A 24,683-nucleotide genomic window follows, 5' to 3' on the forward strand; every position below is an offset into this window, starting at 1 on the left:
TCACGATCACCTTTCACTTATTTCCGCCAGCGGTGGTCAGCACTTGATTTCCGCGTTTTTCCGCGTGTACCACCACCACGTCGCCGCAACGCAGGTGACGTAGAAGGCCAGAAACATGTACAGCGCCCCCTGGGCTCCACCCGTCATGGAGATGGAGGTGCCAAAGCTGCGCGGGATGAAGAAGGCGCCATAGGCGGCCAGGGCGGAGCTGAAGCCAAGGACCGCGGCCGCCTCCTTGGCGGCCTCCTTGCCGGCCTCGACTTCCGGGATGTGGCGGGTTTCGCCTTCACGCCGCTTCAGGGTGGCGAAGATGACCGGGATCATCTGGAAGGTGGAGGCGTTGCCCACGCCGGTGCCGGCGAACAGCAGCAGGAACATGGCCAGGAAGCCGTTGAAGCCCATGGCGTCGCCCTTGTGCCCAAGGAAGTACAGCACGCCGCAGACCGCCAGCATCATCACCAGGAAGGTCCAGAAAGTGACGCGGCCGCCGCCGAAGCGATCGGACAGGAAGCCGCCGATCACCCGCGCCACGGACCCCACCAGCGGCCCGAGGAAGGCATAGGCCAGGGGATTGACGTTGGGGAACTGGGTCTTGGTCAGGAGCGCGAAACCGGCGGAATAGCCGATGAACGAACCGAAGGTCCCCAGATAGAGCCAGCACATGATCCAGTTGTGCTTGCGCTTGAAGATCACCGCCTGCTCGCGGAACGACGCCTTGGCGCTGGCGATGTCGTTCATACCGAACCAGGCGCTGACGGAGCAGGCCAGGATGAAGGGAATCCAGATGAAGCCCGCGTTCTGCAGCCACATCCGCTTGGTCTCGGCGCCCTTGACCCAGGTCTGGGGCTCGCCGCCCAGCGTGCTGAACACCGCCGAGGCGATGACGATGGGAACCACGAACTGCACCACCGAAACGCCGAGATTGCCGATGCCGGCGTTCAGGCCCAGCGCCATGCCCTTCTTATGCTTGGGAAAGAAGAAGCTGATATTGGCCATGGACGAGGCGAAATTGCCGCCGCCGAAGCCGCACAGCAGGGCAAGGCCCAGGAACACCGCGTAGGGCGTCGTCGGGTCCTGCACGGCGAAGCCGATGCCCGCCGCCGGAAACAGCAGCGAGGCGGTGGACAGCGCAGTCCAGGCCCGGCCGCCGAAGATCGGCACCATGAAGGAATAGAAGATGCGCAGTGTCGCCCCGGCCAGACCGGGCATGGAGGCCAGCCAGAACAGCTGGTCGGTGTCGAACTTGAACCCGACATTGGGCAGGTTGACCACCACCACGCTCCAGACCATCCACACGGCGAAGGCGAGCAGCAGGGCCGGCATGGAAATCCACAAATTGCGCATGGCCACCTTGCGGCCCTGGCTCTCCCAGTAATCGGGATCTTCCGGCGTCCAGTTGGTCAGCACATGTCGCGGGTGGAGTTTTCCCGAATCATCAACGTGCATACTCGCCCCCTATTTTGGCAAGAAAAGCGGCCAGCCTTTGCTGGCCGCAGTATCGCGTCATCTCTTGTTCCAAGAACTATTCACTGGCCGCCGGCATGATGCGGTCCAGACCGTCGCCCACGGGAAGGGCGGGACCGTCGATCATGCCCATGCGACGCAGAGCCTCCGTCTCCATCCGGCGAACCGCGTAGTGCATCCAGGCCAGCGAGGCGACGACCACCAGCAGCAGCAGCATGAAGCAGCTGGTCCATACGCCGGTAAGGTCGTTGAGAGCCCCGAATGCGATGGGCAGAATGAAGCCGCCCAGTCCGCCGATCAAGCCGACCACGCCACCGACCGCGCCCACATGGTGCGGGTAGTAGACGGGAATGTGCTTGTAGACGGCCGCCTTGCCCAACGCCATGAAGAAGCCGAGGATGAAGACGATGACGGTGAAGGGCACGAAGCCCAGCGACAGGCTGAACTTGATGTCGCCCTTGAAGCCGTGGACGACGTAGTCGGTGGCCGGATAGCAAAGAACGAGCAGGCAGAGCGTACCGACCCCGAAGGTCCAGTACATGATCCGGCGGGCGCCCAGCTTGTCGGACAGCCAGCCGCCCATGGCGCGGAAGACGCTCCCCGGAATGGAGTAGGCCGCCCCCAGCATGCCCGCCGTCGTCACGTCCACGCCGTAGGCGCCCATGTAGTAGCGCGGCAGCCACAGGGCCAGCGCCACGAAGCCGCCGAATACGAAGAAGTAATAGAGCGAGAAGCGCCACACCCGGACTTCCTTGAGCGGCCCAAGCATGCTGGACAGCGAATCCGCGCTCTTCCCCACGGCGCGGCGGCTCCGCAGGACCGGATCGTCCTTGGTGCACAGGTAGAACAGGATGCCGCTGATGAAGATGGCCCCCGCCCAGACATTGGCGACCATCTGCCAGCCGAACGCCACCATCACCCAGGGCGCCAGGAACTTGGTCACCGCCGCCCCGACATTGCCCATGCCGAAGATTCCGAGCGCGGTGCCCTGCTGCTCCTTGGGATACCAGCGCGACACGTAGGCGATGCCGACGGCGAAGCCGCCGCCCGAGATGCCGACACCCAAGGCGGCCAGCAGGAATCCTTCATAGGTACTGGCCGTGGTCACCAGCCATGTGGCGACGGCGGAAATCATCATCACGATGGAAAACACCACCCGGCCGCCGTACTGGTCGGTCCAGACGCCGAGCATCAGGCGCACCAGCGACCCGGTCAGGATCGGAGTGGCGATCAGCAGCCCGAACTGGGTCTCGTTGAGCCCGAGATTTTTCTTAATCTGGATGCCGAGGATGCTGAAAATCGTCCACACAGCAAAACACACGGTAAAGGCGAGTGTGCTGGACCAAAGGGCTAATCTCTGTTCGCCCTTGGAGACTTGAGTCAGATCGTGCATTGCCCCCTCGCAATCCAAAGACGGGCCAAACCCGCCGAAAACGATGGCCGACCATATCGACGGGATGAGAGGTGGGTTTTGACCGAGCCGTCAGTCGCGACAAATTGACGCGGGAACAAAACGCGAAACAAAACCTTTTGCGTGTTGACCCAGATCAATTAGGGGGAGCTAATGACAGCGTCACGCAGCAATCGGATGCGTTTCTTTCTGGAGGAATGGCGAATGCAGGTGCTCAGTGCCTCCACGAGGTCTCCAGGGAGCGGATACATGCAGAGGCGGCAGTTTCAGCCGGAGGATCTGGATCAGATCCGACGCGCGCCGCTGCTGAGCGAGCTGCCGCAGCACCTGATCGACGCGCTGCTGTCGGACGGCATCGTCCATCGCTATCTGCCGGGGGAAATGCTGTTCCGTCAAGGCGAGACACCGGAATTCCTACATATCGTCCTTGGAGGCGAGATCGGTCTTTACTGCGTCGGCAACGACGGCGGCGAGACCATGATGGAAATCATGAAAGCCGGCGAGTGTTTCATCGCCGCGGCGGTGCTCACCGATCTGCCCTATCTCATGGGCGCCAAGGCGCTGCTGCCCTCCCGGGTCATGCTGCTCCCGGCCGACCGGCTGCGGCGGGATCTCCTGACCATCCCCGACCTCGCCCTGGCCATGCTGACGTCGCTGTCCATCCACTTCCGCAAGCTGGTGCGCGAGGCCAAGGCCCTGAAGCTGAAGTCGCCGACCCAGCGGCTCGGGCTCTATCTTCTGTCGCTGACCAACAAGCGCGAGGGCTCGGTAGCCCTATGGCTTCCCCACAGCAAGGGGGTCATCGCCGCCCGCATCGGCGTGCGCCAGGAGACGCTGTCACGGGCCCTGGCCCAGTTGCGTCAATGCGGCGTGACCACCACCGGGGCACAGGTGACCGTAAGCAACATCGCCGCTCTCTCCGCCTTCTGTCACCTGGACGAAGACGTCCTCTGACGCCCCACGGCGGCATTAAGGACGGCGCGGCCAAGCCGTCCTCCGCCATGGCCGCGCGCCGGCCGGGGAATGCGGCGATCTCTTCGGGACAACGCATCCCGGCATCGATCAAGAAAACCTCGGTTTCCACCTGAACGATCCTTCGCTACGCTCTCGGGACGACAGGAGAAGCCGTGGCAACCGACGACGACCACCGTCCATCGCCCGACGTTCTTCTCGCCCAGGCCCGGCGGGAGGGGCGCGGACGCCTGAAGATCTTCCTCGGCGCCGCGCCCGGCGTGGGGAAGACCTACGCCATGCTGTGCGCCGCCCACGAACGCCTGCGCGACGGCGTCGACGTGGTGGCCGGCGTGGTCGAGCCCCATGGCCGCAAGGAGACCGAGGCCCTGACCAAGGGCCTGGAGGTGCTGCCCAGCCGGCGGATGGAGTATCGGGGGCACGATTTCCGCGAGATGGACCTGGACGCCCTGCTGGACCGCCGGCCCGCCATCGCCCTGGTGGACGAGCTGGCGCACACCAACGTTCCGGGATCGCGTCACCTGAAACGCTGGCAGGACGTGGAGGAGGTGCTGGCGGCCGGCATCAACGTCTACGCCACCTTGAACATCCAGCATCTGGAAAGCCTGAACGACGTGGTCGAGCAGATTTCCGGGGTCAAGGTGCGGGAAACCCTGCCCGACGGCGTCCTGGCCGGCGCCGACGAGATCGAATTGATCGACCTGCCGCCCGAGGACCTGATCAAGCGCCTGAACGAGGGCAAGGTCTATGTGCCGGAACAGGCGCGCCGCGCCGTCCACAACTTCTTCTCGCCCGGCAACCTGACCGCGCTGCGCGAGATGGCGCTGCGCCACGCCGCCGAGCGGGTGGACGCCCAGATGGTGGATTACATGCGCTCCCACGCCATCGCCGGCCCCTGGCCGACGCGGGAACGCATCCTGGTCTGCATCGACGAGCGCATGGATTCCGGCCGTCTGGTCCGGGTCGCCAAGCGGGCGGCCGACCGGCGCGGCGCCGCCTGGGTGGCGGTGACGGTGGAGACCACCCGCACCCTGTCGCTGCCGGAATCCGACAAGGACCGGGTGGCCGAGGCCATGCGCCTGGCCGTCCAACTGGGCGGCGAGACGGTGGCGCTGCAGGGCGAGGACGTGACCGCCGCCATCCTGGCCTACGCCACTGAACGCAATGCCACCCAGATCGTGGTGGGGCGCCCCCGCCGCCTGGGACTGCTCGACCGTTTCACCGCCACGGTGACCGACCGGCTGGTGGAACGGGGCGGCGGCTTCAACATCCTGGTGGTCGGCAGCGACGACGAGGGCAAGCCCAAGGCGCCGCGCTCCGTCGTCCAGGCCCAGCCGGAAAGCCGGGACTGGCTGGGGCTGGCCGTGGCGCTGCTGGCGACCGGAGCGGCCACCGGCCTGGGCGTCGCCATCGATCATTGGCTGCCGGTGGCCAGCATCTCGGTGGCCTATCTGCTGGCGGTGATGGTGGTGGCCATGCGCTTCGGCCTGCGTCCGGCCATCCTGGCCTCGCTGGTCAGCTTCTTCGCCTTCAACTTCTTCTTCACCGAGCCGCGCTTCACCCTCGCGGTGTCCGACGTGCAGAACCTTCTGACCCTGGTGTTCTTCCTGATCGCCGCCTTCATCGTCTCGGGCATGGCCAGCCGGCTGCGCACCCAGGTCCAGGCCAGCCGCGAAAGCGCCCGGCGGACCGCCAATCTTTATGATTTCGGCCGCAAGGTGACGGCGGCGGCGACCCAGGACGACGTGCTGTGGGCGGTGGTCCACCATGTGGCCGACACCATCCGGGGCAAGTCGCTGGTCCTGCTGCCCATGGACGGCCGGCTGGCCATCGCCGCCGGCTATCCGCCCGAGGATCAGATCGACGACAGATCGTCGGCCGCCGCCGATTGGGCCTGGGCGCACGAGAAGCCCGCCGGGCGGGGCTCCGCCACCCTGCCCGCCGCCCATTGGCTGTTCCTGCCGCTCAGGACCGCGCGGGGGCCGGTGGGCGTCCTCGGCGTCCAGATGAGCGAGGACGCCGACCTGCCCAGCCCCGAGCAGATGCGGCTGCTGGAAACCCTGGCCGATCAGGCGGCGGTGGCCATCGAACGCACCACCTTAGTCTCGGACATCGAGATGGCGCGGGTGGCGACCGAGCGCGAGCGCCTGCGCTCGGCCCTGCTGTCTTCGCTGTCCCACGATCTGCGCACGCCGCTGGTCTCCATCATGGGGGCGGCCAGCAGCCTGATCAGCTATGACGAGGCGCTGAGCCGCGACAATCGCCGCGACCTCGCCCAAACCATCCAGGACGAGGCCGAACGCCTCAACCGCTTTGTCCAGAACCTGCTGGACATGACCCGGCTGGGCAGCGGCACCCTGAAGCCGCGCATCGACTGGGCCGATCTGGCCGATATCGTCGGCGGCGCCGTCGAGCGGGCGGCGCGTCTTACCCGCTCGCATGCGGTCAAGGTGGACATCGACCCCAACATTCCGCTTCTGTGCGTCGACGCCGTTCTGCTGGGACAGGTGTTCTTCAATCTGCTGGACAACGCCTGCAAGTACTCGGCCCCCGGCACCGCCATCAAGGTGTGGGCCAGGAAGGTCGCCGATCATATCTCCATCGAGGTGGCCGACCAGGGGCCGGGCATCCCCGAGGCCGACCGCGAGAAGGTGTTCGACATGTTCTACCGGGTCAGCCAGTCCGACAGCCAGACCGCCGGCACCGGCCTGGGGCTGGCCATCTGCCGGGGCATCGTCGAGGCGCATGGCGGCACCATCCGGGCGGAAGCGGGCCTGCACGGCACCGGCACCGCCATCGTCATCCGCCTGCCGCTGCCACCGGTACCGCAGGTGGCCGACGAGCCTGAGGGGGCGTGATGGGCAGCAGGATTCTGGTTGTCGACGACGAGCCGCAGATCCGCAAATTCCTGCGCATCTCGCTTTCGGCCAACGGCTACGAGGTGACCGAGGCGGACTCGGCCGCCGCCGGACTGGCCGCCTTCCGCGCCCAGCCCCCCGACCTGCTGGTTCTCGATCTCGGCCTGCCCGACATGGACGGCCAGGAGGTGATCTCCACCGTGCGCGAGACCTCGGACCTGCCGATCATCGTGCTGTCGGTCCGCGCCCAGGAGCAGGACAAGGTCGAGGCCCTGGACCGGGGCGCCAACGACTACGTGGTCAAGCCGTTCGGCGTCGCCGAGCTGATGGCCCGCGTCCGCGCCTCGCTCCGCCCCCGCACTCCCAAGGATGTGGCCGAGGCGGTGGAGATCGGCCCGCTGCGGATCGATCTGGACCGGCTGGTGGTGACCCGGCGGGACGAGGAAATCCACCTGTCGCGCAAGGAATGGGACCTGCTGGCCTTTCTCGCCCGCCGGCCCGATCACGTGCTGACCCACAAGCTGATCCTGAAGGAGGTCTGGGGTCCCGCCCATGTGGAGGACACCGCCTATCTGCGGGTCTACATCAACCAGCTCCGCCAGAAGCTGGAGGACGACCCGACCCGGCCCCGGCTGATCGTCACGGATCAGGGAGTGGGGTATCGCCTGAAACGGGGCGAGGGATATTAGGGTGGCGCGCCCCCAATCCGACGATCAGACCACCGACGGCGCCATGGCGGGAGGCTGATCCAGGAGATCTGCCACCTGGGCCAGGACACTGCGTGTTTCCGCCTCGTCGGAGAGCGCGCCCAGGCACAGGCGAACGGCCTCCGGTGCCGTGGGCGCCACCGAGAAGGCGTCGCTGGCCGCCACCAGAAGACGCCGTGCCCGCAATTGCCCGGTGAAGTCCGCCCGCCCCCAATCCTCGGGCAGAGGCAGCCACAGGTGAAAGGCCTCCGGCGCTCCGGCAAACGATCCCGGAGGCAGAATCTCGGCGGCCGCGAGCTGGCGGCGGCGGGCCTCCGCCCGAATGCCCTCCAGCACCTTCCCGGCGGTGCCCGAGGTGATCCACCGGGTCGCCATGGCCGCCGCCAGGGGCGAGGCGGCCAGGGTGGTGGCGCGCACCGCCCCGGTCAGACGCGCGGCCTGCCGCCGGTCGGGCGCCACCAGAAAGGCGATGCGCAGGGCCGGCGAAAGGCACTTCGCCAGTCCGGCGATATGATAGACCACATCGGGGCCCATGGCGGCCAGCGGGGGCGGGGCGTCCTCCGGCAGCATTCCATAGGCGTCATCCTCGATGACGGCGACGCCGTGCCGGCGGGCGATATCGACGATTTCCGCGCGGCGCTCCGCCGTCAGCGTCGCCGTTGTCGGATTGTGCAGCGTCGGCGTGCAGTACAGCGCCTTGGGCGCATGGCGCTCGCAGGCCGCGCGGAAGCTGTCGGGCAACAGGCCGGAGGCATCCATGGCCACCCCCGCCAACCGTATGCCGAGATGGGCGGCCAGGGACTTCATGCCGGGATAGGTCAGCTCCTCGGCAAGAATGGTGTCTCCGGGTTGGGCGAGAGAGGTCACCAGGGCCAGCAGCGCCCCCTGCGCTCCGGGGCAGACGATCAGGCGGTCCGGCGACAGGCCGGGAAGGCGGGAGGCCAGCCAGGTCACCCCGGCGGCACGGTCCTCCTCGGCCCCGGCATTGTCGCCATAGCCCAGCAGACGCCGGTCCGTGAAGCTGGGCGCCAGGTCCGACATGTCCCGCCGCATCCCCTCCAGCAACCGGGGGTCGGCGGGCAGGGGCGGGGTATTCATGGTCATGTCGATGAAGGCCGAAGCCGGCGCCCCGACGGAGGGCCGGCTTGCCGGCCGGGCCTGGACGAAGGTGCCCTGCCCGACCTTGCCCACCACCAATCCCCGTCGCTGCGCTTCATTGTAGGCCCGCGAGACCGTGGTGAAGTCCAGCCCCAGCCGCTCGGCCAGCACCCTCAGGGGCGGCAGCTTGGCGCCGTGCGGCAACGCCCCATCCCGAATGTCGGCGGCGATCGCGTCGGCAATGGCCTGGTAGACGGGTTTCCCAACCTTTTCCAGCTTGGGGGCCCATCCCCGTTCCGTGTCCATCAATCCTCGCACGATTGTTTCATCACAAACCGATCAAGTATGGCAGCAGCGGTGTCCGAGCCGCAAGCCGGCCTTGGCGATCATCGGGATGGGATGGATCATCGCGCCGCCTCGGCGATGAAGGTATTGGGACGGACCGCCTCGTCACCCGGGGTCCGGTCGCTCAGCCGGAATTCGATGGGGGTGGCACCGGCCGGCGCCTGCCCGGCCGGCACCCGCACCGACACGCGGTAGGTGGTCACGGCATCGGCGGCGGCGGCGAGACCTTGCCCGTCGGATGTTTGGCCAAGGTCCCTTACCCCCACCTGCGCCCCGGCCAGCCCGAGAACCTCCAGCCGCAGAAGGCGCGGCGCGCGCTCGCGATTGACGATCTTCACGGTGTAGTCGTTGCGGATCGAGCCGTCGGACAGCGTGACGGAGACCGGCGAACGGTCGTGCAGAATGGTCATGTCGAGCATCCGGCGCTGGCCGCCGGCCACCGCCATGCCCGCCAGGGTCACGCCGATGATGGCGCCATAGATCATCAGGCGCGGCCGGCGATGCCACGGCTGCTTGGGTGCCGGCGCCTCGGAGGACGTATGCGAGAACGGGCGCCAGCCCACCAGAGTCCGGGGCAGGCCGAACCGCGGCATGACGGAATCGCAAGCATCGGCGCAAAGGCCGCAGCCGATGCATTCCATCTGAATACCGTCGCGGATGTCGATACCCACCGGGCAGACCTGCACGCACATCCGGCAATCGACGCAATGCCCTCGCCCCTCGAACGACTGCGCCACGCGGGCATGCCCACGGCTCTCGCCCCGTCCGGCATCGTAGGCGACCACCAGCGAATCATGATCGAGCATGGCGCCCTGAAAGCGCGGCCAGGGGCACATGTAAATGCACATCTGCTCGCGGGCCCATCCGGCCATCACGTAGGTCATCAGCCCGACCATCGCCACGAAGCCATACAGGACGATTCCCGCCTCGCCGGTCAGCATTGCCCCGGCCGCCCGGGGCGCGTCATTGAAGAAGAACAGGAACGAAGCGCCGGTCATCAGTGAAACGGCGAGCCAGGCGGCGTGCTTCACCAGCTTCCTCACCACCTTTCCCGTGGGCCAGGGCGCATGGTCCAGCTTGTGGCGCCGATTGTGATCGCCCTCCACCCGGCGCTCGATCCATACAAAGATATCCGTCCACACCGTCTGGGGGCAGGCGAAGCCGCACCAGACCCGGCCATACAACGCCGTCACCAGAAAAAGTCCGATGGAGGCGATCACCAGAACGCCGGTCAGGAAATAGAATTCCTGCGGCCAAATTTCCGTGTCGAGGAAATAGGCCCGCATGGCGACGAAATCGAACAGGATCGCCTGATCCGGATGGCCGGCGCCGCGATCCCAGCGCAGCCAGGGAAGGAGCGATACGGACAGGATCGACAGCCAGGCGATCACCGTCTTGGCCGACCGGTTCGCCCCCTTCACCGCACGGGGATGAATCTTCCGGGCCTGGGCATACAAGCTGACGTCACCGCCGCTGGCCGGCCTGATGTGATCGGGGGATTGATCGGTCATACGACACCTCAATATCAGAATAACGCCACTCATATCGGGAGGCGACGCGATCATATGTAGGGATTGTATGCTCAATCAAGTTAAATTGTATGGCATATTGTTTGACATCGCCCCATGCGGCGCGAATCTGTCTGGCGTTTTCACATGGCCGACACTATGACTGCGACCCCGCCGCCCCGCCTCGCCCAGGGGCCGGAGGGGCCGTCAGATGCAGCACACGGGACCAATACATGTTCGTCGGAATGGATTTCGGCACCACCAACAGCGCCGTCGCCCTGGCCCGGACCGATCGGAGCGTGGAGGTGCTGAACTTCGCCACCACGGCCGGGCCGGCCTCGACGCTGCGCTCGGTGCTGGCCTTCGAGAATGCCCGGCGCGACGCCCAGCGCCGCATCCTGCCCCTGGCCGGCCATGACGCCATCGACGCCTATCTGCACGGCGACGGGGATTGCCGCTTCCTGCAATCCTTCAAGTCCTATCTGACCAGCCGGTCCTTCACCAGCACCGCCATCTATGGGGCGCCCTACTCCCTGGAGGAGCTGGTGGCGCTGATCGTCTCCCAATTGCGGCGAACCGCCGAGGCGGCGGGGGCCAAGGTCGAGCGGGTGGTGGCCGGGCGTCCGGTGCGCTTCGTCGCCGAGGGCGGCGAGGAGGAGGACGCCTACGCCACCGGCCGGCTGGTCGAGGCCTTCGCCAAGGCCGGCATCGGCGATGTGGTGTTCGAGTACGAGCCCATCGCCGCCGCCTATTATTACGAAAGCACGCTGCGGCATGACCAGACCGTGCTGGTGGCCGATTTCGGCGGCGGCACCAGCGATTTCTGCCTGATCCGCCTGGGACCGGGGCGCGCCGGGCTGGCTCGGCCCGAGGACGCCATCATCGGCACCGCCGGTGTCGGCATCGCCGGCGACGCCTTCGACCGGCGCATCGTCGAGCACGGCCTGTCCGGGCATTTCGGCAAGCGCACCACCTATGTCAGCGACGGCAAGGTCCTGCCCATGCCGGCCTGGGTCTACGCCAAGCTGGAGCGCTGGCACCATGTCGCCTTCCTCAACACGCCCTCGACGCTGCGCCTGCTGCGCGACCTGCGGCGCCATGTGGAGCATCCCGACCAGATCGAGCAATTGCTGGCGCTGATCGAGCACAATCTCGGCTATCACCTCTACCGTTCGGTGGAGCAGGCCAAACGCGACCTGTCCCAGGCGGACGAGACCGTGCTGCGCTTCGATCACGACCCGGTGCTGGTGGAGCGCCGCGTCACCCGCGCCGAATTCGAAGGCTGGATCGGCAAGGAACTGGCCGCCATCGAGCATTGCGTCGACGGTTTGCTGGAGAGCACCGGCACCGGGCTCGCCCAGGTGGACCGGGTCTTCCTCACCGGCGGCTCGTCCCTGGTGCCGGCGGTGCGCGCCATCTTCGCCGACCGCTTCGGCGAGGACCGCCTCAGCACCGGCGGCGAGTTCATCTCGGTCGCCACCGGCCTCGCCCAGCGCGCCCGCGAGGTGTTCGGCGGCTGAGGCGCGCTCATCCCTTATACCATATCCCGGTGATCGCAACCGATCACCGGGCTCGCCCTCAATCGGCGGGCGGGCGCGGGCGCCCTTGCCTCCCGCGCCATAAGGCGCGCGGCCCGTTGGGCCTAACCAAATCCCGATGAGTCCGGCTCATCAGGATTTGGTATTACATGTTGGGATAGTTCGGTCCACCGCCACCTTCGGGGACGACCCAATTGATGTTCTGGGTTGGGTCCTTGATGTCGCAGGTCTTGCAGTGCAGGCAGTTCTGGGCGTTGATCTGCAGGCGGGGATTGGAGCCGTCGTCGTTCCTGACGATCTCGTAGACGCCGGCCGGGCAGTAGCGCTGCTCGGGGGCGTCGTAATGCTCGAGATTGATGGCGACGGGCACCGCCGGGTCGCGCAGCTTGAGGTGGGCCGGCTGGTTCTCCTCGTGATTGGTCGACGAGATGAACACCGAGCTGAGCTTGTCGAAGCTGACCACCCCATCGGGCTTGGGGTAGCTGATCTTCGGGCATTCGCTGGCCTTCTTCAGCGCCAGATGGTCGGGCCGGTGGTGCAGCGTCCAGGGCATCTTGCCCTTGAACACATAGGTCTCCAGCGCCGAATAGGCGATGCCGCCGAAGAGGCCCCAGTGGAAGCTGGGGCGGATGTTCCTGACCTCGTGCAGCTCCTTCCACAGCCAGGACCGCTTCAGGTGCTCGGGATAGGCGCTCACCTCGTTGGCGCCGCCCTCGTGGCCCAGGGCCTCGGCGACGGCCTCGGCCGCCACCATGGCCGACTTCATGGCGGTGTGGGTGCCCTTGATCTTGGGCACGTTGAGGAAGCCCGCCGTGTCGCCCACCAGCACGCCGCCGGGGAAGCTGAGCTTGGGGACCGACTGGAAGCCGCCTTCCGACAGGGCGCGCGCGCCATAGGACACCCGGCGGCCACCCTCGAAGATCGGGCGGATGGCCGGATGGGTCTTGAAGCGCTGGAACTCGTCGAAGGGCGACAGGTGCGGGTTGGCGTAGTCCAGGCCGACCACGAAGCCCACCGCCACCTGATTGTTCTCCAGGTGATAGAGGAACGAACCGCCATAGGTGGCGGTGTCCAGCGGCCAGCCGACGGTATGGACGATGGTGCCCGCCTTATGCTTGGCCGGGTCGATCTCCCACAGCTCCTTGATGCCGATGCCGTAGGTCTGGTCCTCGCAATCCCGGCACAGGTCGAAGCGCTCGAACAGCGTCTTGGTCAGCGAGCCGCGGCAGCCCTCGGCGAAGATGGTCTGGCGCGCCCACAGCTCGACGCCCGGCGTATGGTTGTGGGTGGGCTGGCCGTCCTTGCCGATCCCCATGTCGCCGGTCGCCACGCCCTTGACCGAGCCGTCCTCGTGGTACAGCACCTCGGCCGCCGCGAAGCCGGCGAAGATCTCGACGCCCAGCGCCTCGGCCTGGGCCCCCAGCCAGCGGGTGAAGTTGCCCAGCGACACGATGTAATTGCCGTGATTGTTCATCTGCGGCGGCGTCATCAGCCGGATGGCCTTGGACTCCGTCAGGAACAGGAAGCGGTCGTCGCTGGCCGGCGTCAGCAGCGGCGCGGCGCGCTCCCGCCAGTCCGGGAACAGCTCCGCCAGCGAGCGCGTCTCGATCACCGCTCCCGACAGGATGTGGGCTCCCACCTCCGAACCCTTCTCCAGCACGCAGACGCTCAAGTCGGCGTTGAGCTGCTTCAGCCGGATGGCCGCCGTCAGGCCAGATGGCCCGCCGCCAACCACCACGACGTCGAATTCCATGGATTCACGTTCCATTAGACCTGCTACTCCCCCCCCCCTAAAAAGCGGGGACGAATCCATGCCGGATTCGCCCCCGTCAGGTTGCGGCCTCAGGGAGACTGGAGGGCCGCGGTGAATTCCGGCAACACCTTGAAGAGGTCCGCGACCAGGCCGTAATCGGCGACCTGGAAGATGGGGGCCTCCTCGTCCTTGTTGATGGCGACGATGACCTTGGAATCCTTCATGCCGGCCAGGTGCTGGATGGCGCCCGAGATGCCGACGGCGATGTAGAGGTCCGGCGCCACGATCTTGCCGGTCTGGCCGACCTGGAAGTCGTTGGGCACGAAGCCGGCGTCGACCGCTGCCCTTGACGCACCGACGGCGGCGCCCAGCTTGTCGGCCACCGCTTCGAGCAGCGGGAAGTTGTCGCCCGACTGCATGCCGCGCCCGCCCGAGATGATGATGCGGGCGCTGGTCAGCTCGGGACGCTCGGACTTGCTGAGCTGGCTGCCCACGTAGGACGACAGGGCCGGGTCGGCGGCCGCCGCGACGGCTTCCACCGAAGCCGAGCCACCCTCGGCCTTGGCCGCCTCGAAGCCGGTGCCGCGCACGGTGATCACCTTGACCGCGTCCTTGGACTGCACGGTGGCGAGCGCATTGCCGGCATAGATCGGGCGGATGAAGGTGTCGGGGGACACCACGCCGGTGATCTCCGACACCTGGGCCACGTCGAGCAGCGCCGCGACGCGGGGCGCCACGTTCTTGCCCCCCGTGGTGGCGGGCGCCAGGATGTGGCTGTAGCCGCCGGCCAGGCTCACCACCAGGGCGGCCAGGGGCTCGGCCAGATGGTTGGCGTAAAGGGCGGCGTCGGCCGACAGCACCTTGGCCACACCCGCCACCTTGGCGGCGGCCTCGGCCACGGCAGTGATGCCGCTTCCGGCGACCAGGACGTGCACATCGCCGCCGATCCTGGCGGCGGCGGTGACGGTGTTCAGCGTGGCGGCCTTGAGAGTGCCGCCCTCGTGCTCGGCTAGAACCAGAATGGTCATTCGTTCGTCCCTTTCCCGTCGTCATGCCCGGACTTGTTCCGGGTATCCACGGCCGTGCCGCGCCTCGATCCTGGGTGCTGCGGCACCGTCGTGGATGGCCGGGTCGAGCCCGGCCATGACGATGAAGTGTTAAATGACTTTGGCTTCGTTCTTCAGCTTGTCGACCAGGGCGGCCACGTCGGCCACCTTGATGCCGGCCTTGCGCTTGGGCGGCTCCTCGACCTTGAGGGTCACCAGACGCGGGCCGACGTCGACGCCCAGATCGGCCGGGCTCACCGTGTCGATGGGCTTCTTCTTGGCCTTCATGATGTTGGGCAGGGACGCGTAGCGCGGCTCGTTGAGGCGCAGATCGGTGGTCACCACCGCCGGCAGCCTGAGGCTCACCGTCTCCAGGCCGCCGTCCACCTCGCGGGTCACCGTGATGGATTCGCCCGCGATCTCCAGCTTGGAGGCGAAGGTGCCCTGGGGGCGGCCCAGCAGCGCCGCCAGCATCTGGCCGGTCTGGTTGGAATCGTCGTCGATGGCCTGCTTGCCCAGGATGATCAGGCCGGGGGCCTCCTTGTCCACCAGGGCCTTCAGGACCTTGGCGACGGCCAGCGGCTGGACCTCGTCGTCACAAGACACAAGGATGCCGCGGTCGGCGCCCATGGCCAGAGCGGTGCGCAGCGTCTCCGATGCCGCCGCCGGACCCACCGACACCACCACCACCTCGGCGGCCTTGCCGGCTTCCTTGAGGCGAACCGCCTCCTCCACCGCGATCTCGTCGAACGGGTTCATGGAGAACTTGACGTTCTGCGTCTCGACGCCCGAACCGTCCGACTTCACCCGGATCTTCACGTTGTAGTCGATCACCCGCTTGATCGCGACCAGGACTTTCATTTGTCTTTCCTCACTCCACGAACAGATCAGGCAGCAATTGGCCGGCCGGATCGACGGCATAGCCGCTCAGGTCGGTGACCCCTTCCTGACGGAGCACCTCGTCGTCCATGAAGAAATTGCCGCTGCACTCCCGCGCCGGGCGGGTGAGGATGGCGTGGGCGGCATCGGCCATGATCTCCGGGGTGCGGCAGTGACCGGGCTTGATGAAGCCACCCAGCATGGCGAGCGCGGCGGTGTCGATCACCGTCCGGGGCCACAGCGCATTGGCGGCGATGCCCGCCTCGCGGAATTCAGCGGCCCAGCCCAGCACGCACAGGCTCATCCCCATCTTGGTGATGGTGTAGGCGGTGTGGCCCGCATACCACCTGGCATCCAGGGACGGCGGCGGCGACAGCACCAGGATATGGGGATTGGCCGCCCGACGCAGATGGGGCAGGCAGGCCTGGGTCACCGCGAAGGTCCCGCGCACGTTGACCGACATCATCAGATCGAAGCGCTTCATGGCGGTGGACGGCGTATCGGTCAGGCTGATGGCGCTGGCGTTGTTGACCACGATGTCGATGCCGCCGAAGGTCCGTGCCGCCAGGGCCGCCGCCTCGGCGATGCCGGCCTCGTCGCGCACGTCGACCACCAGCGGCAGGGCCCGCCCGCCCGCCGCCTCGATTTCGGCGGCGGCCGAATGGATGGTTCCCGGCAGCTTCGGATTGGCCTCGACGGTCTTGGCGGCGACGACGACGTTGGCGCCGTCGCGGGCGGCGCGGAGCGCGATGGCCTTGCCGATCCCCCGGCTGGCCCCGGAAATGAACAGGGTCTTCCCCTTCAAAGAACGCATGGACTTGCCTCCAGGGCAGGGTTTAACGAGGGACATGCCTCGATGGCTCCGTCCAGATCGCGCCAGGGAACGATCCAGTCGGGCAATGACGGAGAGGGACCGGTGAACCCCACGGCGTCGGCGATGGCGGCCGGCGGCACCACGCCGGTGGCGCCGACGAAGGCGCCGCGCACGATGGTGTGGCAGGCCAGATTGCCCTTGGACTCGATACGGTGCTCCATGTAGAGCCACTTCTCGTCCCAGGCGATCAGCCGGCTGCTCAGGGTGAGCGGCTCGAACGGCTTGAGCGGCCGGCGGAAGCGGACCAGCGCCGCCGCGATCACCGGCTGCCAGCGATTGCGCAGCACCGGCCGCCACAGGCCGCCGCGAACGATCAGATCGAACCGCCCGAGATCCATCAGGGCGAAATAGCGGGCATTGTTCATGTGGATGTTGATGTCCAGATCGTGCGGCATCACCCTGAAATGCAGCAGCGATTCATCGGTGAGCCCCAGACGCGGGCGGAAGAGGGAGGCGATGAACACCCTCAGGAGCCTAAGCCACAGGTTCATGACCGCGTTCCCTCTCCCGCCAGAGCCCTAGAAGGCCGCTTCGTCGAACGACATCATCGAGCCGCCGCCGGCCAGAATGGCCGAGAGCAGGCCGCCGGTCTGCGGCAGCAGGCGTTCCATGAAGAACCGCGCCGAGCCCACCTTGGCGGCATAGAAGCCGTCCGGGTCGTCGGCCAGCCGGGGCAAGCTGGTCTCGGCCATGCGGGCCCACAGATAGGCCAGCGCCGTCAGGCCGAACAGCCGCAGGTAGTCGCTGGCCGCCGCCCCCGCCTCGTCGGGATTCTTCATGCCGGCGCGGGCCACCTGGGCGGTGGCCTGCTGCAGGCGCACGAAGGCCTTGGCCAGGGGCTGGACGAACTCGCCCAGCACCGGGTCCTCCACCTTGGCCTCGATGAAGGCCGAGACCGGATGGAAGAAGCGGCGCAGATAGCGGCCGGCATGGGCCGGCAGCTTGCGCCCCACCAGGTCCAGGGCCTGGATGCCGTTGGTGCCCTCGTAGATCTGAGCGATGCGGCAGTCGCGCACATACTGCTCCATGCCGTGTTCGCGGATGAAGCCGTGGCCGCCGAACACCTGCATGCCCAGATTGGTCGCCTCGAACCCCAGATCGGTCAGCAGCGCCTTGATGATCGGGGTGATCAGGGCGACGAAGTCCTCGGCCTCCTCGCGGACGGCGGGGTCGGGATTGTGCTTTTGCTGGTCGACGTTCCAGGCGGCCCAGGCCGCCAGGGCGCGGCAGCCCTCCACATAGGCCCGCTGGGTCAGCAGCATGCGCCGCACATCCGGGTGGACGATGATGGGATCGGCGGCCTTGTCGGGATGCTTGGTCCCCGTCAGCGAACGGCCCTGGATACGCTCGCGGGCATAGGCCACGGCCCCCTGGTAGGAGGCCTCGGCCAGGCCCAGCCCCTGCACGCCCACCGACAGGCGCTCGGTGTTCATCATGGCGAACATGGCGCGCATGCCCTTGTGCGGCTCGCCCACCAGCCAGCCGGTGGCGTCGTCGAAATTCATGACGCAGGTGGACGAGGCCTTGATGCCCATCTTGTGCTCAATGGAGCCGCAAGCCACGCCGTTGCGCACGCCGGGGGTGCCGTCGGCCTTGGGCAGGAACTTGGGCACCAGGAACAGGCTGATGCCCTTGACGCCCTTGGGCGCGTCGGGCAGGCGGGCCAGCACCAGATGGACGATGTTCTCGGTCAGATCGTGCTCGCCGGCCGAGATGAAGATCTTGGTGCCGGTGATCTTATGGCTGCCGTCGTCCTGGGGCACCGCCCTGGTGCGCAGCAGCCCGAGATCGGTGCCGCAATGGGGTTCGGTCAGGCACATGGTGCCGGCCCAGGTGCCGTCCACCATCTTGGGCAGATAGGCGTCCTTCAGCGCGTCGGAGCCGAAGCCGTGCAGCGAGACATAGGCGCCGTGGCTCAAGCCCGGATACATGCCGAACGACAGGTTGGACGAGCAGATCATCTCCTCGACCAGGGTGGCGACGGTCTTGGGCATTCCCTGCCCGCCATAGGCGGGATCGCAGGAAATGGAGGTCCAGCCGCCCTCGCGGAACAGCCGGTAGGCCTCGGCGAAGCCCTTGGGCGTGCGCACCACGCCGTTCTCGAAGGCGCAGCCCTCTTCATCGCCGGAGCGGTTGATGGGGTGCAGCACGCCTTCGCAGATCTTGGCGGCCTCTTCCAGCACCGGATCGATGAGATCGCGGGAAAACTCCTCGTAGCCGGGAAGAGTGGCGAGTTTGTCGCCCTCCATCAGCTCGAAGAGGACAAAGCGCATGTCGCGCAGGGGAGCCTTGTAACTGGCCATGATTGGGTTCCTCTTTACCGATGGGCCACTGCCGTGACCCGTCTCGTTGTCCCTCAGGCGCCGGGCGCTTCGCTTGGCTTACGCGCCACCGCACGCGTAGGCGTGCTACCAAATGTTTACCGGCGAAGCCGGCATGCGCGGCGGGCCTTGCCCTTGCCTTCTCACCCTCGAACTGAAAAATCAGTTCGAGGGCTCGGCGGTTCTAATTGCGGAGCGGCTTGCCGGTCATCAGCATGGCCTCGGTCCGCGCCAGCGAGCCGGGATGCCGGACCAGACGCATGAAGCGCGAGCGCTCGAGGTCCAGCAGGGCGGTTTCGTCCAGCACCTCGATGACGTCGGTATCGCCGCCCGACAGCACCTCGGCCAGCGCTCCCGAGACCACCTCGTCATGGGGAGTGGCCTTGCCGAGACGGCGGAAGCCGCCGACCGCCATGTCCATGGCCACCTTGGCCGCCGGTCCCGGCAGCACGAAGCTGGGCGGCTCGGGCGGGGCGTAATTGTCGACCAGGGCCAGCGCCCTGGCCTTGGCATCGGCCAGCAGGCGGTAGCGGTTCATGGTGATGCCGTCGTCGGGCCGCAGGAACAGCAGCTCCTTGGCCTCGGCCGCCGACTTGGCGACGGTGGCGGTGCTGACGATCTCGAAGACCTTGCCGATGGCCGGCATCGGCCCCTTGGGCAGACGCCCCAGGGTGGCCCAGCGGTGCAGCATCTCCTTGCAGCCGCCCCAGGCGGGGACGAGGCCGACCCCGACCTCGACCAGCCCCACATAGGTCTCGGCATGGGCCTGGACCGCGTCGCAATGGAGCAGGATTTCGCAGCCGCCGCCCAGCGCCATGCCCGACGGCGCGCCGACCACCGGGAACGGGGCGTATTTCAGGGCGCGATAGGTTTCCTGCCCCTGGGCGACCATGTTTTCGATCTCCGTCCAGGCGGCGATATTGGCGGCGAACAGGGCGAGGCCCAGATTGGCGCCGGCCGAGAAGTTGCTGCCCTCGTTATAGATAACCAGCGCCTTGAAGTCCTTTTTGACCCGTCGGATGGACTTGTTCAGCAGATCCATGATGTCGGGGTCCATGGAGTTCATCTTGCTGGTGAACTCCAGGCAGGCGACGCCGTCGCCGATATCCCACAGGGCGGCCGAGCCGTTCTTCAGCACCGGTTCGGTGGTCAGCTTGATGTCTTCGAGCATGATCACGCCATCGGGGCGGAGCACGTCGCGGTATTGCCCGTCCAGCCCCAGCACCTGCCGGCGCCCGGCCTTGATGCGGTAGAAGGGGCGGCCGGCGGCTTTGCGCAGGATGGCCGGCACCGCCCTACCCTCGGCCTCGAGCCGCGCCACCAGCCAATCGACGCCCAGCTTGTCGATCAGCTCGAAGGGGCCGAACTTCCAGTTGTAGCCCAGCCGCATGGCCTCATCGATGGCATCGACCGCGTCGGCCGCATCACCCAGCAGGGTCGCGGCATAGGTCAGGGTCGCACCCATGACGCGCCAGGCGTAGCGGCCATGCTTGCTGTCGTGGTCGAACAGGGCGGAAAGCTTGCGCCCGGCGGCCTTGACCGCCGCCACCTCGGCCCTGCGCTGCGGCCGGAACCGGCCGCTGGCCAGATCGATGGCTTCCTTGTCCTTGCGGCCGCCCTCGCGGTTGAGGCGATAGAAGCCGCCCTTGCCCTTGCGCCCGGTATAGCCCTCGGCGATCAGGCGATCGACCAGCGGCACCGGCCGGTTGATGGCGTGGAAGGGGTCGTCCTTGGGCAGGGCCTGGGCCATGCTGGCGTTGACGTGGGGCATCAGGTCGAGGCCGACCAGATCCAGCAGGCCGAACACGCCGGTCTTGGGGATGCCGACCGGCCTGCCGATGATGGCGTCCGCCTCCTCGATATCCAGGTCCAGGTCGACGGCCTCGGCCACCGCCGCCTGCAGCCAGTACACGCCCAGGCGGTTGGCGATGAAGCCGGGGCGGTCCTTGCACGACACCACGCTCTTGCCCAGGCGGTGATCGGCGAAGGCCGACACCGTGGCCAGGGCCTCCGGCCGGGTCTTGGCGCCGCCCACCACTTCCAAAAGCCGCATGTAGCGCGGCGGGTTGAAGAAGTGGGTGATGCAGAAATCGGCGGCGAACCCCTCGCCCAGGCCATCCACCAGGGCGGCCAGCGGAATGGTCGAGGTGTTGGAGGACACCACGCTGCCCGGCTTGCGCGCCGCGTCGATCCTGGCGTACAGCGCCTGCTTGATGTCCAGGCGCTCGATCACCGCCTCGACGATCCAGTCGCATTCGGCCAGCAGGCCGAGGTGATCCTCGGTATTGCCGGTGGTGACCAGCCGCGCCGCCGCCTTGCTCATGAAGGGGGCGGGATCGGCCTTCAGCATCCGGGCGACGGCGCCCTCGGCGATGGCGTTACGGTTTTCGGCGCCGGCCGGAACGATGTCCAGCAGCACCACGGGCACACCGGCATTGGCCACATGGGCGGCGATTCCCGCCCCCATGACGCCGGCGCCGATGACCGCGACTTTGTTGATTCCGGCCATCACACCGCCTCCAGGATGGTGGCGATGCCCTGGCCGCCGCCGATGCACTGGGTCGCCAGGGCATAGCGGCCCTTCTGGCGCTTCAGCAGCGAGGCGGCCTTGCCGACGATGCGGGCGCCGGTGGCGCCGAGCGGATGGCCCAGGGCAATGGCGCCGCCGTCGATGTTGACCGTCTCGGGCTTCAGGCCCAGTTCGCGGATGCAGGCGATGGCCTGGCTGGCAAAGGCCTCGTTCAGCTCGACCACGTCGAGCTGGGCGGCGTCGATGTCGGCGCGCTTCAAGGCCTTCAGGCTGGCGCCCACCGGGCCGATGCCCATGACCTCGGGATCGCAGCCGCAGACGGCGACGCTTTTCACCGCCGCCAGCACGTCGAGCTTGTGGCGGGCGGCGTAATCCTCGCTGCACACCAGCAGCGCCGAGGCGCCGTCGGTCAGCGGCGAGGACGTGCCGGCGGTCACCACGCCGGTGGCGGAAAAGGCCGGCTTCAACTCGGCCAGGCTTTCGGCGGTGGTCTCGGGGCGGATGCAGCCGTCGGCGCCGACCGTGCCCTTCCGCCCGGTAATGGCGACGATCTCGTCGGCGAACCTGCCGGCCTGCTGGGCCGCAATCGCCAATTGGTGCGAGCGGGCGGCGAAGTCCTCCTGCTCGCGCCGCGAGATGTTCCACTTGGCGGCCACGTTCTCGGCGGTGTCGCCCATGCCCATGTAGGCGCCGGGATTGCTGGCGGCGAAATCGGGATGCGGCAGGGGGTTGAAGCCCATCATGGGCACCCGGCTCATGCTTTCGACGCCGGCGCAGATGAAGGCCTCGCCGGCTCCCATCCCGATGGCGCCGGCGGCGATGTGCACCGAGCTCATGGAGGAACCGCAGAAGCGGTTGATGGTGGCCGCGCCCAGGCAACGGGGCAGGCCGGCCATCAGGCTGACCAGCCGTGCCACGTTGAAGCCCTGCTCGCCCTCGGGGAAGGCGCAGCCGAGCAGCAGATCCTCGATATCCTCCCCGGGGATTCCGGCCTTGGCCACCAGGGCGCGGACCACCTGGGCGGCCAGCTCATCGGGACGGACGGACGCCAGGGCGCCCTTCTTGGCCAGGGTGAACGGCGAACGCGCGTACCCCGCGATTACCACCTTCTTCATCGACGTTTCTCCAGGGATTGAAAAGCTTGGAGGGCTGCCGTCGAAGAGGGTGGCAGGCTGTGATGCTCCCTTCCCTCTCCTAGGCCGAAGGCATGTCCACGCCCTTGTTGGACAGCATTTCGAGGCTGAGGCGCTCGATTTCCCGCAGCTCGCTCAGGCTGGCCTGAACGGCTTGCAACTGATCCTCCAGTTGGGCGACGCGCGAGCGAACCTTGCCGACCAGCAACTGCAGCTGCTCGACCTGGGTGGTGTCCACCACGTAGAGGTCGAGGAATTCCTTGATGTCCTTGATGCTGAAGCCCAGGCGCTTGCCGCGCAGGATCAGAATCATCCGCGCCCGGTCGCGATGGGTGTAGACCCGCGTGTTGCCCGCCCGCTGCGGCAGGATCAGACCCTGATCCTCGTAGAAACGAATGGTCCTGGGCGTGATCCCCAGATCGTTGGCCAACTGGGTCACGGAATAGATCTTGTCCGTCACGGTGAAATTCCTCTTTGCAAGACAGATGACGTATCAGGCCGAATTCGGCACCATACGTCATCTTGATGTCAGGGGAAATCACCATGATCACGCTTTCCGTCGGCTGATGTCGTGGGTTAGGACGCGGCGGTCAGATCGGAAGCCGCCACCTTGGTGGCTTCCTCGGCGACCAGCTCTTTCTTGGAGAGCTTGCCGATCATGGTCTTCGGCAACTGATCACGCAGTTCGATCTCCGCCGGAAGCTCGATCCGCGACAGGTGATCGGCAAGGAAGGTCCGCAGTTCCTGCGGCGAGGCGGCGGTTCCCTCGCGCAGCCGCACGAACGCCTTGGGGGCCTGGCCGCGATAGGCGTCGGGAATGCCGATGACCACCACCTCGGCGACGGCGGGGTGGCGGTAGAGCGCCTCCTCGACGATGCGGGGATAGACGTTGTAGCCGCCGCAGATGATCAGATCCTTGATGCGGTCCACCAGGAAGACGTAGCCGTCCTCGTCCACATAGCCGATATCGCCGGTGCGCAGCACGCCGTCGCGCAGCACCGCGGCGGTCTCGTCCGGCCGCTGCCAATACCCCGCCATCACCTGCGGGCCGCGCACGCAGACCTCGCCCTTCTCGCCGGTTCCCAGCCGCTTGCCGTGCTCGTCGGCGGCATGGATCTCCACCAGCGTCCCCGGCAGGGGCAGGCCGATGGAGCCGTCCTTGATGGTTCCGTCCGGCGGATTGCAGGTGACCACCGGTGAGGCCTCGGACAGCCCGTAGCCTTCCACCAGCGAACAGCCGGTCAGGCGCTGGAAATCCATCCGGACTTCCAGGGGCAGGGGCGCTCCGCCGGAAATGCAGAACTTGATGGACGACAGATCACTGCCGCCCCCCTTGGCGGCGCCGTTGATGGCGGTATAGATGGTCGGGACACCGGGAAACAGGGTCGGCCGCGTCTTGGCGATGGTGCGCATGACCTGCTTCAGCTCGAACCGGGGCAGCATCACCAGCTCGGCGCCGATCAGGACGCCGAAATTCAGGCCCACGGTCATGGCGAACACATGGAAGAACGGCAGCACGCACAGCACGCGCTCCTTGCCGGGCTCCAGGCAGCCGACCACCCGGCGAAGCTGCTCCACATTGGCGGTCAGATTGGCGTGGGTGAGGATGGCCCCCTTGGGCACGCCCGTGGTGCCGCCGGTATATTGCAGCACCGCGATATCCTGTTCCGGATCGATGGTCTCGGGGCGCAGGTCGGTGCCGAACGAGGTCAGGCGGGCGAAAGAGACGTGGCGCAGATCCTCGGGGATGTCGGCCCGCTCGCTGCGCTTGAGGACGCGGAACATCAGCCCCTTCACCGCCGGCAGGATGTCCTTCATGGAGCACACCACGACCCGCTCGAGGCAGGACTCCTCGAGCAGCCCGGCCACCTTGGGATAGATCTGCTGCAGATCCAGGGTGACCATGATGACGGTTCCCGAATCCCTGACCTGGGTGGCCAGTTCCCGCTCCACGTAGAGCGGATTGTAATTGACCACCGTTCCGCCGGCCTTCAGCACCGCGTAGTAGCAGATGACGAAATAGGGGGAATTGGGCAGGCACAGCCCGACACGGACGCCCTTGCGAACCCCCAGCTGACGGAAGCCGACCGCGGCGCGCGCCACCAGATTGCCCAGCTCGGCATAGGTCCAGCGCCGGCCCAGGAAATCCATGGCCATGGCGGGGCCGAACCGTGCGACGGCATCGTCCAGCAGGCTGTCGACCCGCCGCAGCGGAATAGCGACCGGTGGTACGCTCATGACGCTTC

At 67.1% G+C, this 24,683-nt stretch carries 18 protein-coding genes; 4 read left to right on the forward strand and 14 right to left on the reverse strand.

From position 1 onward, the window contains the following. Window positions 1–36 precede the first annotated feature (36 nt). Window positions 37–1,446 carry a NarK family nitrate/nitrite MFS transporter gene (locus CP958_RS23970; RefSeq protein ID WP_096704685.1) on the reverse strand — a complete coding sequence of 470 codons (1,410 nt, stop codon included), beginning with the start codon at window positions 1,444–1,446 and terminating at the stop codon, window positions 37–39. A 76-nt stretch (window positions 1,447–1,522) separates the two neighbouring features. Then, on the reverse strand, window positions 1,523–2,857 hold the full coding sequence (locus tag CP958_RS23975) for a nitrate/nitrite transporter (protein WP_096704686.1): 1,335 nt from the start codon (window positions 2,855–2,857) through the stop codon (window positions 1,523–1,525). 267 nt (window positions 2,858–3,124) lie between these two features. Here CP958_RS23975 and CP958_RS23980 point away from each other — a divergent pair, with 267 nt between their 5' ends. The 3 genes from CP958_RS23980 to CP958_RS23990 all read left to right on the forward strand — a co-directional run bounded on the left by CP958_RS23980 (window position 3,125) and on the right by CP958_RS23990 (window position 7,394). Beyond that, entirely contained in the window at window positions 3,125–3,829 is a 705-nt protein-coding gene (locus CP958_RS23980; RefSeq protein WP_096704687.1) for a cyclic nucleotide-binding domain-containing protein, read from the forward strand. Window positions 3,830–4,002: 173 nt separating this feature from the next. Beyond that, window positions 4,003–6,705 carry a sensor histidine kinase KdpD gene (locus CP958_RS23985; protein WP_170959094.1) on the forward strand — a complete coding sequence of 901 codons (2,703 nt, stop codon included), beginning with the start codon at window positions 4,003–4,005 and terminating at the stop codon, window positions 6,703–6,705. Further along, the gene (locus CP958_RS23990) at window positions 6,705–7,394 is read left to right on the forward strand and encodes a response regulator transcription factor (protein ID WP_096704688.1); all 690 of its coding nucleotides are present in this window, start codon (window positions 6,705–6,707) and stop codon (window positions 7,392–7,394) included. The genes CP958_RS23985 and CP958_RS23990 overlap by 1 nt, the downstream gene beginning before the upstream one ends. A gap of 24 nt (window positions 7,395–7,418) precedes the next feature. Here CP958_RS23990 and CP958_RS23995 read toward each other — a convergent pair whose 3' ends face one another. Together CP958_RS23995 and ccoG are read right to left on the reverse strand one after the other, a co-directional pair. Next, window positions 7,419–8,816: a PLP-dependent aminotransferase family protein gene (locus tag CP958_RS23995; protein WP_096704689.1), complete on the reverse strand. Its 1,398-nt coding sequence runs from the start codon at window positions 8,814–8,816 to the stop codon at window positions 7,419–7,421. Between the two features lie 98 nt (window positions 8,817–8,914). Further along, a complete protein-coding gene (gene ccoG / locus CP958_RS24000) occupies window positions 8,915–10,366 on the reverse strand; it encodes a cytochrome c oxidase accessory protein CcoG (protein ID WP_096704690.1) in 1,452 nt (483 codons plus the stop codon). 230 nt (window positions 10,367–10,596) lie between these two features. Here ccoG and CP958_RS24005 point away from each other — a divergent pair, with 230 nt between their 5' ends. Continuing rightward, window positions 10,597–11,883 (forward strand): Hsp70 family protein, encoded by a 1,287-nt coding sequence (locus tag CP958_RS24005; protein ID WP_096704691.1) that lies wholly within the window; start codon window positions 10,597–10,599, stop codon window positions 11,881–11,883. Between the two features lie 163 nt (window positions 11,884–12,046). Here the strand turns inward: CP958_RS24005 and CP958_RS24010 are convergent, their stop codons facing one another. The 10 genes from CP958_RS24010 to CP958_RS24055 all read right to left on the reverse strand — a co-directional run bounded on the left by CP958_RS24010 (window position 12,047) and on the right by CP958_RS24055 (window position 24,675). Then, window positions 12,047–13,669: an electron transfer flavoprotein-ubiquinone oxidoreductase gene (locus CP958_RS24010; protein ID WP_096704692.1), complete on the reverse strand. Its 1,623-nt coding sequence runs from the start codon at window positions 13,667–13,669 to the stop codon at window positions 12,047–12,049. A gap of 74 nt (window positions 13,670–13,743) precedes the next feature. Beyond that, on the reverse strand, window positions 13,744–14,682 hold the full coding sequence (locus CP958_RS24015) for an FAD-binding protein (protein ID WP_096704693.1): 939 nt from the start codon (window positions 14,680–14,682) through the stop codon (window positions 13,744–13,746). A gap of 129 nt (window positions 14,683–14,811) precedes the next feature. Continuing rightward, entirely contained in the window at window positions 14,812–15,561 is a 750-nt protein-coding gene (locus CP958_RS24020; protein WP_096704694.1) for an electron transfer flavoprotein subunit beta/FixA family protein, read from the reverse strand. A gap of 10 nt (window positions 15,562–15,571) precedes the next feature. Then, window positions 15,572–16,393, reverse strand: a complete 822-nt coding sequence (locus tag CP958_RS24025) for an NAD(P)-dependent oxidoreductase (RefSeq protein ID WP_096704695.1) — start codon at window positions 16,391–16,393, stop codon at window positions 15,572–15,574. Then, the gene (locus CP958_RS24030) at window positions 16,381–16,944 is read right to left on the reverse strand and encodes a thioesterase family protein (RefSeq protein ID WP_096704696.1); all 564 of its coding nucleotides are present in this window, start codon (window positions 16,942–16,944) and stop codon (window positions 16,381–16,383) included. Before CP958_RS24030 ends, CP958_RS24025 begins: the two co-directional genes overlap by 13 nt. 27 nt (window positions 16,945–16,971) lie before the next feature. Next, window positions 16,972–18,756 carry an acyl-CoA dehydrogenase C-terminal domain-containing protein gene (locus tag CP958_RS24035; protein WP_096704697.1) on the reverse strand — a complete coding sequence of 595 codons (1,785 nt, stop codon included), beginning with the start codon at window positions 18,754–18,756 and terminating at the stop codon, window positions 16,972–16,974. 202 nt (window positions 18,757–18,958) lie between these two features. Next, on the reverse strand, window positions 18,959–21,283 hold the full coding sequence (locus tag CP958_RS24040; RefSeq protein ID WP_096704698.1) for a 3-hydroxyacyl-CoA dehydrogenase/enoyl-CoA hydratase family protein: 2,325 nt from the start codon (window positions 21,281–21,283) through the stop codon (window positions 18,959–18,961). After that, the gene (locus CP958_RS24045) at window positions 21,283–22,419 is read right to left on the reverse strand and encodes a thiolase family protein (protein ID WP_096704699.1); all 1,137 of its coding nucleotides are present in this window, start codon (window positions 22,417–22,419) and stop codon (window positions 21,283–21,285) included. Before CP958_RS24045 ends, CP958_RS24040 begins: the two co-directional genes overlap by 1 nt. Window positions 22,420–22,498: 79 nt before the next feature. Next, complete coding sequence (locus CP958_RS24050) at window positions 22,499–22,897, reverse strand: MerR family DNA-binding transcriptional regulator (protein ID WP_170959095.1); 399 nt, start codon at window positions 22,895–22,897, stop codon at window positions 22,499–22,501. 116 nt (window positions 22,898–23,013) lie between these two features. Continuing rightward, a complete protein-coding gene (locus CP958_RS24055) occupies window positions 23,014–24,675 on the reverse strand; it encodes a long-chain fatty acid--CoA ligase (RefSeq protein WP_096704700.1) in 1,662 nt (553 codons plus the stop codon). Window positions 24,676–24,683 lie beyond the last annotated feature (8 nt).

The sequence above is a fragment of the Magnetospirillum sp. 15-1 genome (genome assembly GCF_900184795.1).
In the GTDB taxonomy this organism is placed as follows: Bacteria; Pseudomonadota; Alphaproteobacteria; order Rhodospirillales; family Magnetospirillaceae; genus Phaeospirillum.